General features: G+C 60.5%; 15 protein-coding genes. 14 read left to right on the plus strand and 1 reads right to left on the minus strand.

Features of this window, described 5'->3' with window-relative positions; all coding sequences use genetic code 11:
- Window positions 1-31: 31 nt before the first annotated feature.
- The 12 genes from ACWHVV_RS07860 (at window position 32) to ACWHVV_RS07915 (ending at window position 14,809) form a co-directional block, all read left to right on the plus strand.
- The gene (locus tag ACWHVV_RS07860; protein WP_447928839.1) at window positions 32-2,395 is read left to right on the plus strand and encodes a hypothetical protein; all 2,364 of its coding nucleotides are present in this window, start codon (window positions 32-34) and stop codon (window positions 2,393-2,395) included.
- 204 nt (window positions 2,396-2,599) lie between these two features.
- Entirely contained in the window at window positions 2,600-4,474 is a 1,875-nt protein-coding gene (locus ACWHVV_RS07865) for a FimV/HubP family polar landmark protein (protein WP_447928840.1), read from the plus strand.
- Window positions 4,475-4,499: 25 nt separating this feature from the next.
- The gene (gene truA / locus ACWHVV_RS07870; RefSeq protein ID WP_447895822.1) at window positions 4,500-5,441 is read left to right on the plus strand and encodes a tRNA pseudouridine(38-40) synthase TruA; all 942 of its coding nucleotides are present in this window, start codon (window positions 4,500-4,502) and stop codon (window positions 5,439-5,441) included.
- 53 nt (window positions 5,442-5,494) lie between these two features.
- On the plus strand, window positions 5,495-6,142 hold the full coding sequence (locus ACWHVV_RS07875; protein ID WP_447928841.1) for a phosphoribosylanthranilate isomerase: 648 nt from the start codon (window positions 5,495-5,497) through the stop codon (window positions 6,140-6,142).
- A 52-nt stretch (window positions 6,143-6,194) separates the two neighbouring features.
- Window positions 6,195-7,445 (plus strand): tryptophan synthase subunit beta, encoded by a 1,251-nt coding sequence (gene trpB / locus ACWHVV_RS07880; protein WP_447928842.1) that lies wholly within the window; start codon window positions 6,195-6,197, stop codon window positions 7,443-7,445.
- Between the two features lie 8 nt (window positions 7,446-7,453).
- Window positions 7,454-8,257 (plus strand): tryptophan synthase subunit alpha, encoded by an 804-nt coding sequence (trpA, locus tag ACWHVV_RS07885; protein WP_447928843.1) that lies wholly within the window; start codon window positions 7,454-7,456, stop codon window positions 8,255-8,257.
- An 89-nt stretch (window positions 8,258-8,346) separates the two neighbouring features.
- Complete coding sequence (gene accD / locus ACWHVV_RS07890; RefSeq protein ID WP_447928844.1) at window positions 8,347-9,348, plus strand: acetyl-CoA carboxylase, carboxyltransferase subunit beta; 1,002 nt, start codon at window positions 8,347-8,349, stop codon at window positions 9,346-9,348.
- A complete protein-coding gene (folC, locus tag ACWHVV_RS07895; protein ID WP_447928845.1) occupies window positions 9,341-10,630 on the plus strand; it encodes a bifunctional tetrahydrofolate synthase/dihydrofolate synthase in 1,290 nt (429 codons plus the stop codon). The genes accD and folC overlap by 8 nt, the downstream gene beginning before the upstream one ends.
- A 60-nt stretch (window positions 10,631-10,690) precedes the next feature.
- Entirely contained in the window at window positions 10,691-11,362 is a 672-nt protein-coding gene (locus ACWHVV_RS07900; protein ID WP_447928846.1) for an SPOR domain-containing protein, read from the plus strand.
- Between the two features lie 2 nt (window positions 11,363-11,364).
- Entirely contained in the window at window positions 11,365-11,955 is a 591-nt protein-coding gene (locus tag ACWHVV_RS07905) for a CvpA family protein (protein ID WP_447928847.1), read from the plus strand.
- A gap of 103 nt (window positions 11,956-12,058) precedes the next feature.
- Window positions 12,059-13,582 carry an amidophosphoribosyltransferase gene (purF, locus tag ACWHVV_RS07910; protein ID WP_447928848.1) on the plus strand — a complete coding sequence of 508 codons (1,524 nt, stop codon included), beginning with the start codon at window positions 12,059-12,061 and terminating at the stop codon, window positions 13,580-13,582.
- 30 nt (window positions 13,583-13,612) lie between these two features.
- On the plus strand, window positions 13,613-14,809 hold the full coding sequence (locus ACWHVV_RS07915) for an O-succinylhomoserine sulfhydrylase (protein WP_447928849.1): 1,197 nt from the start codon (window positions 13,613-13,615) through the stop codon (window positions 14,807-14,809).
- Window positions 14,810-14,896: 87 nt separating this feature from the next.
- On the opposite strand, the gene ACWHVV_RS07920 is transcribed toward ACWHVV_RS07915, so the two are convergent.
- Window positions 14,897-15,166: a hypothetical protein gene (locus ACWHVV_RS07920; RefSeq protein WP_447928850.1), complete on the minus strand. Its 270-nt coding sequence runs from the start codon at window positions 15,164-15,166 to the stop codon at window positions 14,897-14,899.
- A 425-nt stretch (window positions 15,167-15,591) separates the two neighbouring features.
- Between ACWHVV_RS07920 and ACWHVV_RS07925 the strand changes: the two genes are divergently transcribed.
- A complete protein-coding gene (locus ACWHVV_RS07925) occupies window positions 15,592-16,149 on the plus strand; it encodes a cytochrome b (RefSeq protein WP_447928851.1) in 558 nt (185 codons plus the stop codon).
- 77 nt (window positions 16,150-16,226) lie between these two features.
- Window positions 16,227-16,811, plus strand: coding sequence for a YceI family protein (locus tag ACWHVV_RS07930; protein ID WP_447528563.1), 585 nt, complete (start codon window positions 16,227-16,229; stop codon window positions 16,809-16,811).
- The last annotated feature ends 131 nt before the right edge of the window (window positions 16,812-16,942 follow it).

Genomic DNA, 16,942 nt, shown 5'->3' on the forward strand with positions numbered 1-16,942 from the left:
CGATGTGGCTGATTCCACAATGGAGGGCGAAATGGATTCCACGTTTTTCCTGACTCGGGACAAGAACTGGATTCCGCATACCTACCCTTGCCGCACGGCGTATATTGCTGAACGTCGTGATCAGCCATTAGCGCCTAAACAACTACCGTGCTGGGAGAGGGCGCGGAATGTCTTGCCTATGGGGTCGCCCTTTCTGGACCTGTCCGGATTTTGGTTTCGCCCCACCTTGGTACAAGGGTGGGCGCGGACCTCTATTCGCGCTGAGTATGCTGGCACCGCACATTTGCGCGCAAGCATTTGTGGTGCGGCGCGAATTTATGCTAACGGCCAAAGCGTGGGGTGGTTATCGCCCGCCACTCGTAATGCTGCCGCCGAGATCGATATCGAGGTAGAGCTGCAAGCGGGAAATAACGAAATCGCCTTCCAGTTCGAAGACCTTTGTGAGCGGGATGCGGTCATTCGCCTTTCGTTGTGTTGGATCGATGGGCCTATCGCCAATGCTGGATATCCCTTTGAAGCTGATACCTCTGTCGTATCTGATGTAGAGCGGTCGCTTGAGAGCATGTATCTGGATCGTGCGGTTTATGACGGTGAAAGTGTCGTGCTTGTCTGCCCGTCTCCGCTCAACGAAGATGCTTCGATTCAGGTGGTGGCGGCGGGACATTTTATATCCCATGGCAAGCAGCACTACACAGTGGCTCTCCCGGCCGGAGAAACCCATGTGCGCTTGTGCGAGTCGGGCGACTTGCCAGCTGACTATCGATACTTCGATATAACCATCAGCTGCGCTGGCTTCACTACGTCGCTTCGGCTCGGGGCTGAAATCAGCAAGCGTTCGGAATTTGGGGCGCCCGCCGAGCAGCTCTCTGAACGCATAGAAGAGGTGATCAGATGGACGGCCGTTAATGCTGAGTCGGATGTGGAGCGAGCCCTCGCCTGTCTTGACGAGGCGAGTGAGACGATGATTGGTGTTGCCGAAAGCATCATTGAAGCGGAACTGCCCGGCATCGAGCGGTGCCACGATTGCGCTGACTTCACGTTGGTGCCGCTACTCTGGGCGCGTATGGTCTACGGTGATCGCTTGTCTTCTCCATTGTTGGACCGTATCGACACGACCATCCTCTCTTTTCGCTACTGGATGGATGAGCCTGGCAACGATGTGCAGTGGTACTTCTCGGAAAACCACGCTTTGCTATTTCACACGGCTTCCTACTTGGCCGGACATTTACTACCCGATTCATGCTTTCAGCGTTCGGGACGTACTGGTCATGAGCAAAGCGAGCAAGGACGCGCGCGGTTGATGGCGTGGTTTGACCATTTCGAGCGTTGCGAAATGGCCGAGTTTAACTCTGCCCCTTATTTTCCGATCGATCTCAAGGGCTTGACGGCGATTCAAGCGCTAGGCCCCGATGAGGATCTACGTAAAAGGGCGGCTAACGCTATAGAAAGGCTTGTCTCTATTGTCGCCTTCGCTGCTCATCAGGGCGTATTGACGGGTGCTCAAGGGCGTAGCTATCAGCACTCGCTGTGCGCCGCGGATACGTTGGAGTTGACCGGCCTTTCAAGACTATTATGGCGCCAAGGCAGTTTAGGTAGTCATGTGCATTGTCTTGTTCAATTTGCGCTGGCGCTGCGCGATCATGGTTTGGCGTTGCCCGCTCACCTTGCACTACAGGCGTGCTGGCAAGCCAAAGAAGGTCAAGAATGGGTCTATCGCCAAGGCGAGAATGGCTTTGCGTGTCTTTACCACTATAAAACCCGTGAGACGGCCATGGGTAGCGCCGCTTGCTATCGCTGGTCAGAATGGGGATATCAGGAGACGCTGATTCAGGCCCGTATCGGAAGTGAACCGCACGCCCAGGTGTGGATCAATCATCCCGGAGAGCGAGTACAAGCCGGGTTTGGCCGACCTTCGTTCTGGGGCGGCTCAGCCAGTATCCCACGTGTGCAGCAGTATCGAAATCTGGCTATCGTTTTGTTCGATGGACAGAATGGCCAGCCGGATTTTACCCATTGCTGGTTTCCTACGTCAGCCTTCGATGAGTGGCAGCTTAACGAGCGAGGGGCTGTAGCACGGTCGGGGCTGGGACGCTTGGCGCTGACTGTGAGTGCAGTCCCAGAGCTGCTAAACGCCGGGGCCTCTGCAGGACACGAACTTAGGGTGCCAGGGCGTTCGGCATGGTGGGTCATTCGCTTGGGTCAATGCCGATCAGGAGAAGGTAATCTGGATCATTATCAGCTTGATATGATGCGCGAACATCATAAATGGGTTGTTGATGACCCGGATTACGGACGCGTCTTGTTTCACGATGATGGTCGGGTGGAGGCCGAAGGTCGATTGATAGACCCAAGCGGCTTTACCCTTGCTGGACACCGCGAAATTCTGGCTGAGTAGGCGACGAGCTCTGCGAGCCAACTACTGTGAGCAATGTATACACCGAGTCTGAATCGTTCATAGCGCTTGAAAGAGGAGAAGTGTAATAATCTTATATAGGTGAACAGCTATAAGGGTGGCACGAACCCTGGAGATGTAGTAAACAAAGCGTAGTAAAAAAGCGTGACGTGTCCGACTCGAGTGAATCAAAGGCAAGGGGCCTTGATGAATAAAACGCTAGCCACCAGTGTTTGGCTCGTTCTTGCAACGCTGAGCCCGGCCGCGCTTGCCTTGGGCCTGGGCCATGCGACAACGCTTTCACCGCTTCAAGCGCCGCTCGATGCCACAGTGGATCTGCTTGAAAGCGATGGTTACCGCGTCGGGGACATTCGGGCAAGCGTGGCCGAGCCCTCTGCGTTCAGCGCGCTGGGGCTCGAGTGGTCGCCGCTGCTGTCCAATCTAGAGGTGACGCCGGTACGCCAAAACGGGCGCACTTTTTTGCGCCTGAGTAGCCCCCAGGCGGTGAGCGCGCCCTGGCTCGACGTGCTGATTACCCTCGATACCCCCACCGGGCGCCAAACCCAGGCGGTCACGCTGCTGTTCGATCCGGTGGATTACCTGCCCGGCCAACCAGGCGCTGGGGTTGCGGACGTGCGTCAAACCGCTGCGCCGGCCCCGGCGCCATCGCCACCTCCATCGCGGCCGGCCCCGCCAGCAAGCGCCCAGCCGAATGCCACCCATACCACCGTTCAGCCCGGCGACACGCTTTGGGATATCGCCCTGAGAACCCGCGCTCCTGGCGTCGACGTTCAGCAGATGATCGCCGCGCTGGCAGAGGCCAACCCGGCCGCATTTGCCGGGGAAAGCATCGATTCGCTCCGCGTTGGCCAGCGCCTGCGCCTGCCTTCCCGGGAAGAGGCGCTGGGACGAAGCCCGCAGCAGGCCGCCCGGGCCGTGAGCGCGCGCAGCGGCGAATCGCCGGAGCGCGGCGCTGCTTCGCCCGAGCCTCAAAATCAAGCCGTCGCGCAAGCGCCGGCCGCGCCTCGGGCTGCTGAACCAAGCGGTGGCGAGAGTAACGAGCAAGGTAGCGCCCGGGAGCCTTCGCCGCCGGCCGGCGAAGAGGCCGACGTCGAAGCCGCGGTGTTGGATGCGTTAATGGCCTCGCTCAGTCTCGAGGCGGCGCTGGCCGCCGGTGAGGCGGACACGCCCGCGGCGCCGCTGCTGGCCGATAGCGGCGCCGCGCCTACGGCGCTTGTAAGCCAGGCGCTGGCGCCATTTTCGCCGCTTCCCACCGCCGAAGCCGCACCCAATGGCGGCGAGTATCAGGCGCTTTTGGATGAACAGGCTCGCCAGGCGGTAGAAATCGACACACTGAGAGAGGAGGTGGCGGCGCTGCGCCAAACCCTTGGCGATGTACAAACGCTCGCGCTGGCTCAAACCGGCTCCGTCTCGGCCAGTGCGCAGCCAAGCGCCCCGGCGCCTGGCGTGTGGGCATCGCTTCGCGAGCGCTGGGTGTGGCTTGCGGGTATTGCGCTCTTGCTGCTGCTGGCGGCCATGGTGATCAGCCGTAAGCGTCGCGAACGCCAGTGGGAGGCTGCGCCTCTACCGGTTATGCCGGTAGCGCCCCCGGCATCCGCTGCACCTCCGAGCCACACCGTGCCGGCCGCTGCCGCTTCATCGCCAGTCGCAACACCGCCTGATGATGAAACACCTGAGCCACAGATGCCAGAAAGCCCCGGGCCGCAAACCCTGGCGGTCGAACGCCGCGCCCTGGCCGAACAAGACCTGATGGAACCCACGCCCGCGCCCTGGGCGCCAAACGACGCGCCAGGCGAGCCAGACGAACCTGAGTCTGCCGAGGCGTTCAGCGAGGCGTTAGAGCCTGGCGAACAAGATGAACCGGCGCTGGCGCCGAAAGCCCCGGATAGTTCGTCGAATCACCTGATCGATTACCCGCCGGCGCGCGCGACTGCACCCGAAGACACTGACGCAAAGCCGCTTTCCCAGGACGTTGGCGCGACCGAGCCGCCATCTTCTACTGAGCCGCAGTGGGAAATCGAGGAGGTAGCATTTAAGCCGCGACGCCGGGATAATAGCTAACCCTTTTTCCAACACGGCGTGGCTAATGACGCTTTTTTACCACTTTGATGAAACCACGCCGCTCACCGGGCGGCTGGCCTTGGGTATCGAGTACGACGGCACGCGCTTTAGCGGCTTTCAGCGCTTGAAGCACGCCGCCTCCGTGCAGGGGGCCGTCGAGCAGGCGCTGGCGAAGGTGGCTGGGGCGCCGGTGCAAATTCACGCAAGCGGGCGCACCGACTCCGGCGTACACGCTACCCGCCAGGTCGTCCACTTCGACCCGCCCGCCCAGCGCAGCGAAAAAGCCTGGATCTTCGGCGCCAACACCAATCTGCCCAAGGATGTCGCCATTCGCTGGGTCAAACCGGTATCCGATGACTTTCACTCCCGGCTGGGGGCGCTTGGGCGGCGCTATCGCTATCTCTTCTTGAACCAGCCAAGCCGGCCGGTGCTGGAGCGCCACAACGTAACCTGGTGCCGCGACCCCCTGGATGCAGGCGCCATGCACCGCGCCGCCCAGGCGCTGGTGGGCGAGCACGATTTCTCGAGCTTTCGTGCGGCGGGGTGCCAGTCCAAAACCCCCTGGCGGCAGATGCACTTTTGCGAAGTGCATCGCTACGGGCAACTGGTGGTCATCGATATCCAGGGTAACGCCTTCTTGCATCACATGATTCGCAATATCGCCGGGGCGCTGGCAAGTGTAGGGCGCGGGGCGCAAAACGAAGGCTATATCGAGGCGCTGCTGGCCAAAAAAAGCCGTCGCGAAGGCGATGTGACGGCGCCGGCCTGCGGCCTTCACTTCGTCGACTCGATTTACGACGAGCGTTTTGCGCTCCCCCAGGAGCCGCTCGGGCCGAACCTGCTCGCCTTTACCGGTGAGTGGACCGGCGACCGGGTGCTGCCGGACAACCCGCGCATCGCCGCCAGGCGCAAGCTCACGTTTGCCGATAGCCCCAAAGCGGCGGCAAAGGGCTCTTCAACGCCTTGAACGTCGCGGTCTCATCATTACGTCTCCCATTTTTTTAAAGGCAGAGGAGCGCCATGCGCACGCGCATCAAGTTTTGTGGATTCACCCGGGCCGAGGATATCGAGCGCGCCGTTGCCCTTGGGGTCGACGCGCTCGGCTTCGTCATGTGGCCAGAAAGCAAACGGGCGCTTACGCCACACAAGCTCGAAGAGCTCAGTCGGCGGGTGCCGGCCTTCGTGACCCGGGTGGGGCTTTTCGTCAACCAAAGCGCTGACGACATCGAGCGCTGCCTGCCGTATCTGGATCTTTTGCAGTTTCATGGTGACGAATCGGCGGCGTTTTGCGAGCAGTTTGGTGCGCCCTGGATCAAGGCGCTACGCATGCGCGACGGCGTGGATTTGCATCACGCTGCCGGGGAGTATCAAGGGGCGCAGGCGCTGCTGCTCGACGCCTACCGGCCGGGCATTCCAGGCGGTACCGGCGAGACCTTCGATTGGTCTAGAATTCCCGCATCTCTTGCAAAACCTGTTATCCTCGCGGGTGGATTGACCTCCTCCAATGCGGGGGAGGCGGCGGCTCGCGTTGCGCCCTACGCGCTGGATGTTTCCGGCGGGATCGAGGCGTCACCCGGCGTCAAGGACCCGGCCTTGATGAGCGCATTCGTTCGTCAGGTAGCGCTTGCCGACGCCGAAACGCCGGATCGAGGCGGCGCCGATTCGTGACGCTACGTTCATTTATTGTTTGCCTGCTCGGGCGATCTTGTGAGGTACCTCTGTGACTGTCTCAGCAACTGGTGACACCGACATCGTAAAGACCCGGTTTAGCGATTTGACCAAAATGCCGGACGCCCGCGGCCATTACGGCCCTTACGGCGGCCGCTTCGTCTCGGAAACCCTGAGCTTCGCGCTGGAAGAGCTGGAGAAGACCTACGCCAGTCTGCGCGACGATCCGGATTTTCAGGCCGAGTTCGATTATGACCTTGCGCATTACGTGGGGCGGCCATCGCCGCTTTATCACGCCAAGCGCTGGTCCGAGCATCTCGGCGGGGCGCAGATATGGCTCAAGCGTGAAGACCTGAATCACACCGGTGCCCACAAGGTCAACAACACCATCGGCCAGGCGCTTCTGGCCAAAAAGACCGGTAAACCCAGGGTGATCGCCGAAACCGGCGCGGGCCAGCACGGCGTGGCTACGGCCACCGTTGCCGCGCGCTTAGGGCTTGAGTGCGATGTCTACATGGGCGCCCAGGACGTGGAGCGCCAAAAGCTCAACGTCTATCGCATGCACTTGCTTGGCGCCCGGGTGATCCCGGTCGAATCCGGCACGCGGACCTTGAAAGACGCCATGAACGAAGCGCTGCGCGACTGGGTCACCAACGTCGACAACACCTTCTACATCATCGGCACCGTGGCGGGGCCGCACCCGTACCCGCAGTTGGTCCGTGACTTCAACGCCGTGACCGGACGCGAGGCGCGGCGCCAGTCCCTCGAGCAGATCGGCCGGCTGCCGGACGCGCTGGTGGCCTGCGTGGGGGGCGGCTCCAACGCCATTGGGCTCTTCTACCCGTTCATCGAGGATGACGACGTTACCATGTACGGTGTCGAAGCCGGCGGCGATGGGGTGGAAACCGGTCGTCACGCCGCGCCCTTGGCCTCCAACGCGCCGCGGGGCGTGCTGCACGGTAACCGCACCTACCTGATGTCCGACGAGGCCGGGCAGGTCTCGGACACCCACTCGATCTCCGCCGGGCTCGACTACCCGGGCGTCGGTCCCGAGCATTCGCTTTGGAAGGATGTCGGGCGCGTCAACTACGTGGCCGCCAACGACAAGGAAGTGCTCGAGGCGTTTCGTGAGCTTACCCGCATGGAAGGCATCATGCCGGCGCTGGAGTCCGCCCACGCGTTGGCTCACACCAAGGTGCTGGCGCCGACCATGCGCACCGACCAGCATATCGTGGTCAACCTCTCGGGCCGGGGTGATAAAGACATCATGACCGTTGCCAATATTGACGGTCTCAAGTTTTAAGGGTCAGCATGAACCGTATCGATCAGCGCTTCGACGAACTTAAACAGCAAGGCCGCAAGGCCTTGATCCCCTACATCACCGCCGGCGACCCCGGCCCTGAGCACACCGTCGGTTTCATGCACGCGTTGGTCGATGCCGGCGCCGACGTGATCGAGCTTGGCGTGCCGTTTTCCGACCCCATGGCCGACGGCCCGGTGATTCAAAAAGCCTGCGAGCGAGCGCTTTTGAAGGGCACTCGCCTGGTGGATCTTCTCGACATGGTCGCGGAATTTCGCCAAACCGATACCACCACGCCAGTGGTGCTGATGGGCTATTTGAACCCGATCGAGCGTATCGGCTACGCCAGTTTTGCCGATAGAGCGGCCAGCGTCGGCGTGGACGGTGTGCTCGTGGTCGATATGCCGCCGGAAGAAGCCGAGGAGTTCGGCCCGCTCTTGAAAGAGCGTGATTTAGCTGCAATTTTTCTGGTTGCACCTACCACTTCCAATGCCCGAGCCGCTACAATATGCGCCCATGGACAGGGGTATCTTTACTACGTGTCGCTCAAAGGCGTGACCGGCGCCGCCACGCTCAACGCCCAGGACGTGGCCGAGCACCTTGCGCCGCTGCGTGAGATGACGAATCTTCCGCTCTGCGTGGGGTTTGGTATTCGCGATGGCGTGACCGCCGCCGAAGTGTCCAAAGTGGCCGACGGGGTCATCGTAGGTAGCGCATTGGTGAACCGTATCGCCGAGAATGCCGATACCCCGGAAGTGATTGCTGGCGAGCTTAAAACCGTGCTGGCCGAAATGCGCACGGCGATGGACGCCTAAGGGTGCCTCCATTGTCTACACTGACTTGATCGACGACACTCATTCGCCTGGCGTGGCCGGGCATTGACGTATACGGAAGCCTTTTTGATATGAGCTGGTTAGATAAAATCGTACCCTCCATGGGGCGTATCCAGCGTAAGGACCGTCGTGCCAGCGTGCCCGACGGTCTTTGGCGTAAATGTCCCAAGTGCGAGGCGGTGCTTTACCTCCCCGAACTTGAGAAACATCAAAGCGTTTGCCCCAAGTGTGAGCATCACTTAAGGCTCACCGCGCGCAAACGCCTCGACTGGTTCCTGGATAAAGAGGGCCGCGAAGAGATCGCCGCCGATCTTGAGCCCGTCGACCGGCTCAAGTTCAGAGACTCCAAGAAGTACAAGGACCGCTTGGCGGCCGCACAAAAAGAGACCGGTGAGAAAGACGCACTGATCGCTATGCGTGGCGAGCTCGACGGCCTGCCCATCGTGGCCGTCTCTTTCGAGTTCACCTTCATGGGCGGCTCGATGGGCGCCATCGTGGGCGAGAAATTCGTGCGCGCCGCCACGCTCGCGTTCGAACAGCAAATTCCATTGATCTGCTTTGGTGCCTCCGGCGGGGCGCGCATGCAAGAGGCGCTTTTCTCGCTGATGCAGATGGCGAAAACCTCCGCGGCGCTCGAACGGCTCAAGCAGGCGGGTATTCCCTACATTTCGGTGCTGACCGACCCGGTGTTCGGCGGCGTCTCGGCGTCACTCGCGATGCTTGGCGATCTCAATATCGCCGAGCCGAACGCGCTGATCGGTTTTGCCGGCCCGCGGGTCATCGAGCAGACCGTTCGCGAAACGCTGCCGGAAGGCTTCCAGCGCAGCGAATTCCTGCTCGAGCACGGCACCGTGGACATGATCGTTCACCGCCACGAAATGCGTGATCGGGTAGGCGGGATACTGCGTAAGCTGACCCACCAAAGCGCCCGGCCCCAGGTCGAAGCGGTCGAGGACACCAGCGCCCAGGTGAGCGAGCCCCTGGTCGATGAAGAGGCGTTGGCCAACGCCTTCGAAGCCAGCACATCGACGGCTGCCAACGCAGCGAGCGACGAATCCAGCCGCAATGCCTAGCTCTTTAGCCGACTGGCTCGACCATTTGGAAACGCTGCACCCCGTCGGCATCGACATGGGCCTTGACCGGGTGTCCGAAGTGGCGACGCGTATGGGGCTGTTCGAGCGCCCCGTGGCAACCCGCGTGGTCATGGTAGCCGGCACTAATGGCAAGGGCTCGACCCTTGCCATGATGGACGCTGTCGCCCGGGCCCACGGCTTTCGAACGGGTACTTACACCTCGCCGCACCTGGTGCGCTACAACGAGCGGGTGACCATCAACGGCCAACTGGCAAGCGATGCGCAGCTCATCGAGGGCTTCGAGCGCGTCGAAAAGGCGCGTACCGAGGCGCCAGAGGTCAGCCTGACCTACTTCGAGGCCGGAACGCTCTGCGCGCTCTGGACGCTTTCGCAACAGGCGCTGGATCTGGCGTTTCTGGAAGTGGGCCTGGGCGGGCGCCTGGACGCGGTCAACGTGGTCGAGCCCGACGTAAGCGTGGTGACCACGGTCGCGCTTGATCACGCCGACTACCTGGGGTCTGATCTCGAGCAGATCGGGCGCGAAAAGGCCGGTATTTTTCGCCCGCTCAAGCCTGCGGTGCTGGGCAGCCAGTCGCTTCCGGTCAGCGTGGCGGATACCGCCATTGCCATGGCCTCGACCATTTACGCGTTGGGCGTAGGCTTCAAGCATAGCGCCGAGGCCTGGGCGGGTAGCGACCTGACCACCGCCTGGTGCTGGCACGGGTTGACCCGTGACGGCGATACGGTGTCGCTGGATGCGCTGGCGGATCCCGGCCTTCCAATCGACAACGCCGCGACGGCGCTTCAAGCGCTTGCGCTGGTCGGCGTTAGCTTCGATACCGCGCTGGTCAATCAGGCGTTTCGCGCGCTGATCGTGGCCGGACGTATGCAGTGGATCGGCCAGTGGTGTCTGGATGTGGGGCACAATCCTCACGCCGCGCGCTATGTGGCCAGCCGCCTACCCGCGCCTGGCGAAGGCGGGCGTCAATGGGCCTTGATCGGTATGCTCGAGGACAAGGATGCCGACGGCGTGATCGAAGCATTGATGGCCCGGGTGAGCGACTGGGTGTGCGTAAGCCTTGACGGTGAGCGCGGGCGTAGCGCCGATGATCTGGCCCAGCGCATTCGGGCGAAAGGCGGCGTGGTTCAAGGTATGGCCGAGTCGCCGCAAGCGGGGGTCGCGCTTATCGAGGAGCAGCTAAGCAGTAATGATCGTGTGCTTGCCATGGGTTCGTTTAAAACCGTTGCTGCGCTTTTGGAGTGCTCGCTACCGCAAGCCTGATGCTATGCGTATTCGCGAGACTTCCAGGCCTGGCCGGCCCCACGCTTTGAGGAGAGGGATATGAAATACGGTAAAACGGAACGCATTAGCGGAATTGTGATTTTGCTCGCGCTGCTGGCGATTTTCGTGCCCTGGCTAATGAGCGACCCGGCCCCCCGCGAAGAGCGTCCCCAGCCGACGTTCGTCATCGAGCAGCCCAATAACGTCACGCGTCAAAACGTCCCCGCACCCGAAATGCCCGCCAGTATCGAGGCCATGCCCCAAGGGGGGCAGGCCGAAGACGCGGGGGGCGAGATCATTACCGATCCTATCGGCGCCGACCCCGCCCAGCCGCAGACCGGCCAGGCGACGGCCGAAGCCGAAAGCACATCTTCCCCGGCGCCCGCCGAGGCGGACCCGATCGCCGATTTGGTCGCCTCCAACGCGGCGACGTCCAACACTTCCTCCAATTCGTCTTCCTCCAGTGAGAGCGAAAGTGGCGCGGCACCGGCGACCGCCGAACAGGGCGAGTGGGCGGTTCAAGTGGGGAGTTTCGGTGATGTGAGCAACGCCGAGCGGCTGAGCGATCAGCTCTCGGGCCAGGGGTTTAGCGCGTTTCGCCGTGCCCGGGACAATGACCTGACGTCCGTGTACGTCGGCCCCTACGCCACCGCGGAAGAGGGCGAGTCGGCAATGGCGCTGATCAAACAGCGGGCCAACGTGCAAGGGCTACTGGTCAGGGTACGAGACTGACCATGGCACTGACTTGGCTCGACGCGGTTTTTCTCGCCGTACTGGCGCTTTCCATGCTGGCCGGTTTTCTGCGCGGATTCATTCGCGAGGCGCTGGGCCTAACGGCTTGGGTCGTGGCGCTGATGGTGGCACGCGTGCTTGCCGACCCGGTCGCCGAGCTTTTGTCGGGAATGATCGATAGCTACGATGCGCGCCTGGTGCTTGCCTTCGCGCTGGTGATTTTCGCGGTGATCCTTTTGTGTGGCATCGTGATTCGACTGGTCCACGCCGCCATCGTATGGGCTGGCATGGGCCTTTTGAACCGCTTTGCCGGGGCTGTGTTTGGCCTCGCCCGCGGCGTGGTCGTTTTGCTGATTGCCACGGTGCTGATTACTCTGACACCGTTTTCAGACCTCCAGGCCTGGCAGGAAGCGAGCCTTCGCCCCACCTTTATCGAACTACGAGACTGGGCAGTCAGCCAGCTTAATCAATGGGAGCGCGAGCTACCCCAAGCGCCGGAATCGCTTCGCGATATCAGCCTGCCCGAGTTTCGCTCGAAGGGCGTGATGAACGATTCCTCCAATATTACGTTGCCACCACCGAACGACCGCTAACCAAGCGCGGGACTTCCTGGTGAGCCAGCAGGGCACAGCGTCCTGGATCGATAATGTTCCGGCTTACTCCCGGTAAGCCGCGGCACAAAGAGAGGTAACTGGAATGTGCGGTATTGTGGGCCTTCTGGCCAGGCAGGCGGTGAATCAGGGCATTTACGACGCCTTGACCGTACTTCAGCACCGGGGCCAGGACGCCGCGGGTATGATGACGTGGAGCGAGGGACGCTTTTTACTGCGCAAAAGCAATGGCCTGGTGCGCGATGTCTTTCATACCCGCCATATGGCGCGATTGAAAGGGCATCTGGGTATCGGCCACGTACGCTATCCAACGGCGGGCTCCTCGAGTGAAGCCGAGTCGCAGCCTTTCTACGTTAACTCCCCCTACGGCATTGCGCTGGCACATAACGGTAACCTGACCAACTCCGAGCAGTTGAAGCAGGAGCTTTTCTCCACCGATCTTCGCCACATCAATACAAGCTCCGACTCCGAAGTATTGCTCAATGTCTTTGCGCACGAGCTTGGCAAGCAGGGCCTTCACCTCACCGCCGAGGACATTTTCGATGCGGTACGCCGGGTGCATCGCCGCTGTAAAGGCGGTTACGCGGCGGTGGCGATCATCAATGGCTTTGGCATGGTGGCGTTTCGCGACCCCCATGGTATCCGTCCGGTGGTGTTCGGCACCCGTCAGGAGGGCGACAGCCAGGAAGTGATGATCGCCTCCGAGTCGGTGGCGCTGGATGTGGGCGGTTTCGAGCTTGCCCGCGATCTGGCCCCGGGCGAAGCCATATTCGTCGACATGCAGGGTAACTATCACACCCAGGTCTGCGCGGATCAGCCAAAGCTCTACTCGTGCATTTTCGAGCACGTCTATCTTGCCCGCCCGGATTCGCTGCTCGACGGCGCCTACGTGTACGGCACGCGGATGCAAATGGGCCGCAAGCTGGGTGATCGTATCCTGAACGAATGGCCGGATCACGATATCGACGTGGTCATCCCGATACCCGATACCTCGCGTACGTCGGCGCTCGAGATGGCTCAGCACCTGGGCGTGACCTACCGCGAAGGGTTCATGAAAAACCGCTATATCGGGCGTACTTTCATCATGCCGGGGCAAACCCAGCGTAAGAAGTCCGTGCGTCAAAAGCTCAACGCGATCGACGTCGAGTTTCGCGGTAAGAACGTGCTGCTGGTGGACGACTCCATCGTGCGCGGCACGACTTGTAAGCAGATCATTCAAATGGCCCGGGATGCCGGTGCTCGCAATGTCTACTTTGCCTCCGCCGCGCCGCCGGTGCGCTATCCCAACGTCTACGGTATCGACATGCCGGTGGCCTCGGAGTTGATCGCCCACGGGCGTACGGAAGCGGAAGTCGGCGAGCTGATCGGCGCTGATCGTATCTTCTATCAGGACCTCGAGGATCTAAAGTCCGCCTGCCGTGAAGTGAACCCGGAAATGGAGGAGTTCGACTGCTCCGTGTTCGACGGCAACTATGTCACCGGCGATATCGACGAGGCGTACCTGGCGGTTCTGGAAGCCAACCGCAACGATTCGGCCAAGGATCAGAGCGCGGGGGACCACGCCCTGGTCGATATGCACAACCAGGACGATGACGACCTGGACGACTAACACGCCAACGAATGCGAAGAAGGTCTACTCATGCAGGATGACAGTGAACGTCCCCAGTGGTCGCTAGAGACCCTGGCCATTCGTGCCGGCCACCACCGCACGTTCGAGCAAGAGCACGCCGAGCCGATCTTTCCCACGTCGAGCTTCGTCTATGAAAGCGCCGCCGAGGCGGCGCGCAAGTTCGGCGGTAAAGAGGCCGGTAACGTCTACTCACGCTTTACCAACCCGACCGTACATACCTTCGAGCGCCGTTTGGCCGCGCTCGAGGGGGGCGAGCGCTGCGTGGCCACCAGCTCCGGCATGTCGGCGATCCTTTCCACTGCGCTTGCGCTTTTGTCCCAGGGCGATGAGATCGTCGCCTCGCGCTCGCTGTTCGGCTCCACGGTTAGCCTGTTCGACAAGTACCTGGGCAAATTCGGGATCACCACGCGCTACGTCGAGCTTTCCGATTTAGCCGCCTGGGAGCGCGCGATCGGCCCGAATACCAAACTGCTGTTTGCCGAAACGCCCTCGAATCCGCTTTCCGAAGTGGCGGATATTGCCGGGCTTGCCGCGCTTGCCAAAAAGCACCAGGTGCTGTTGGCGATCGATAACTGCTTTTTGACCCCGGCGCTTCAGCAGCCCATCGCCCTGGGAGCGGACCTGGTGATTCACTCCGCGACCAAGTATCTCGACGGCCAGGGCCGCGCCATTGGCGGCGCCGTTGTCGGGCGCCACGATCTTTTGGAAGAAGTCTTTGGCGTGGTGCGCACCTGCGGACCCTGCATGAGTCCGTTCAATGCGTGGATTTTCACCAAGGGCCTCGAAACCCTGGCGATACGCATGAAGGCTCACGGCGAAAATGCCCAGGCGCTGGCCGAGTGGCTCGAGCGGCACCCGGCGGTGACGCGCGTCCATTACAGTGGTTTGGAAACCCACCCCCAGCACACGCTCGCCAAAGCGCAGCAGCGCGGCTTTGGCGCGGTGCTTGGTGTCGAGGTCATCAACGGGCAGGAGGGCGCCTGGCAGGTGATCGACGCAACGCAACTGCTGTCGATTACCGGCAACCTGGGGGATGTCAAAACGACCATTACCCACCCGGCGACGACCACCCACGGCAGGCTGAGCGACGAGCAGCGCAGCGCCGCCGGCATTGCGCCGGGGTTGATTCGTATCGCGGTCGGTTTGGAGAGCCAGGAAGACATTCGCCAGGATCTGGCGCGCGGGCTAGACGCACTTGCCCAATAGCAGGCAGTGCCGCTGCGGGTAAATGAGCGCTTTAAAACGAAAAACCCCACCGAGGTGGGGTTTTTCGTTCAAGGGGAAGCTAAATCTTTATTGGTTGCGCGCAGGCAGGTCATGCGGGTCATTGAAATCGTTGTCGCGCGACTCGGTGTTGGACTCGGGATGATTGATCATCTGGCCGCCGGCGCTGTTCTTGATGCGCAGGTTCTCAACGGAGGCGTTGCGGCTCTCGTCGGAGCGCTGTTCGCTCGAGGAGCTCGGCTTTTCAATGGTGTTTTGCTCGGCAGAGCCACGCTCGGCGAAGGCAGAACCGGAAGCCAGTGCAACGGCGATGGCAGCAAAAGTGGTTAGTTTTTTCATGGTGGCGTACTCGTTTTGGTTTATATAAAGCTTTATTAGGCGATCGGTTCGCCGATCTTTCGTGAAACATGGCGTCATACTAAAGTCGAAAAAAGAAAATAAAAATTGAGAAAAATGCGCTAGACCATTCGATTAATTTAATTGTAAACGCTATTTTCATACGCTTTGTTTTATGGCTATACCACTTTGGTTGTAATAGATTGCGAGGGGGCGCCGACCATTTTTCGATTTGTACACCGCGATTTTTTTAGTTTCGTTAGCCCGTTAATAAATGGTTTTTACGAACGAACTGTCCTGCTTTTTTCAGCGGTAGTTTGAGATTCAAAGCGCTATGCTCTTGGCCACTTAATTGAATCAAAAAAAGATACTTAATCCTCTTTCGGCAAAAGCATGGCCCTTTGGGTCGCAAGAGCAGGGAAAAAAGCATGTGGCGTAATACGCGAAGTGGCTGGGGCCTTATGAGTATCTCGTTTCACTGGCTGAGCGCGCTGACCATCGTGGGTCTTTTTGTACTAGGCTGGTGGATGACAGGACTTGGCTACTATGACAGCTGGTATAACCAGGGGCCCTGGATTCACCGCTCGATCGGTATGTTGCTGCTTTTCGTAACCCTGGCGCGTTTGATTTGGCGCGTGTGCCAGCCTACGCCAGACGGGGAGGGTAGCCGGTTCGAGCGTATGGCGGCCCACGTCGGACACATTGGGCTTTATATGCTCTTGCTGCTGGTCATGCTGAGCGGCTATTTGATATCGACGGCGAACGGGCGCGGTATCAGCGTATTTGGCTGGTTCGAAGTGCCCGCTTTTTTGGCCGGGCTACCCAATCAGGCAAGCCTTGCGGGGGATATCCACTGGTACAGCGCGGTAACGCTCATCGTCATTGCCGCTGGCCACGCCCTGGCCGCGCTCAAGCACCACTGGTTTGGCCGTCACAAAACGCTGGTGCGTATGCTCAACCCGGCCCATAGCCGTCAGCTAACGTAAGCCGGCGCCACCATTTTTCACACCCCGAAGCGGTTTAGCGCTTTGGGTTCTTCCAGGGAAAGCGAGGAGTTTATTCGATGTTTAAAAAGAGCCTTTTAGCAAGCGCCGTTGCCGCCGTAGCGTTGGTTCCGTTGAGCCAGGCCCAGGCCGCTGACTACACCATCGACACAGAAGGCCAGCACGCCTTCGTTCAATTCAAGATTAGCCATCTGGGTATGTCCTACATTCTGGGCAGCTTCGAAGAGTTCTCCGGCGATTTCACCTATGACGAGGACGACCTGGACGCTTCTTCCATCGAGATGGAAGTTCAGATCGACAGCCTCAATACCAATCACGCCGAACGTGATCGTCACATTCTAAGTGAAGACTTCCTGAACGCGAGTGAGCATCCGACCGCTACGTTCACCTCTACCGGGTTCGAGTCCGAAGGTGATAACGAAGGCGTAATCACCGGTGATTTCACCCTGAACGGCGAAACCCACGAACTCGAAATGCCGGTAACGCTGATCGGCCAGGGCGAAGACCCCTGGGGCAACTACCGCGCCGGTTTCGAAGGCACCACCACCATCACGCTAAGCGATTACAACATCGACATGAGTGAATTTGGCGACGCCATGCAGGAACTCGATCTGTACGTCGTATTCGAAGGTATCCGCCAGTAAGCCTGGTATGTTAAAAAGCGCCGCCACCCCCGCCGGGGTGGCGGCGCTTTTCGTTAGCGGTCACTAAATTCATGTAAGGAGTCCCGACGTGGCAGTTTTAAGTCAGCGCACTTTGGCCATTACTCTCTGGC

The organism is Vreelandella sp. EE27 (assembly GCF_968206495.1).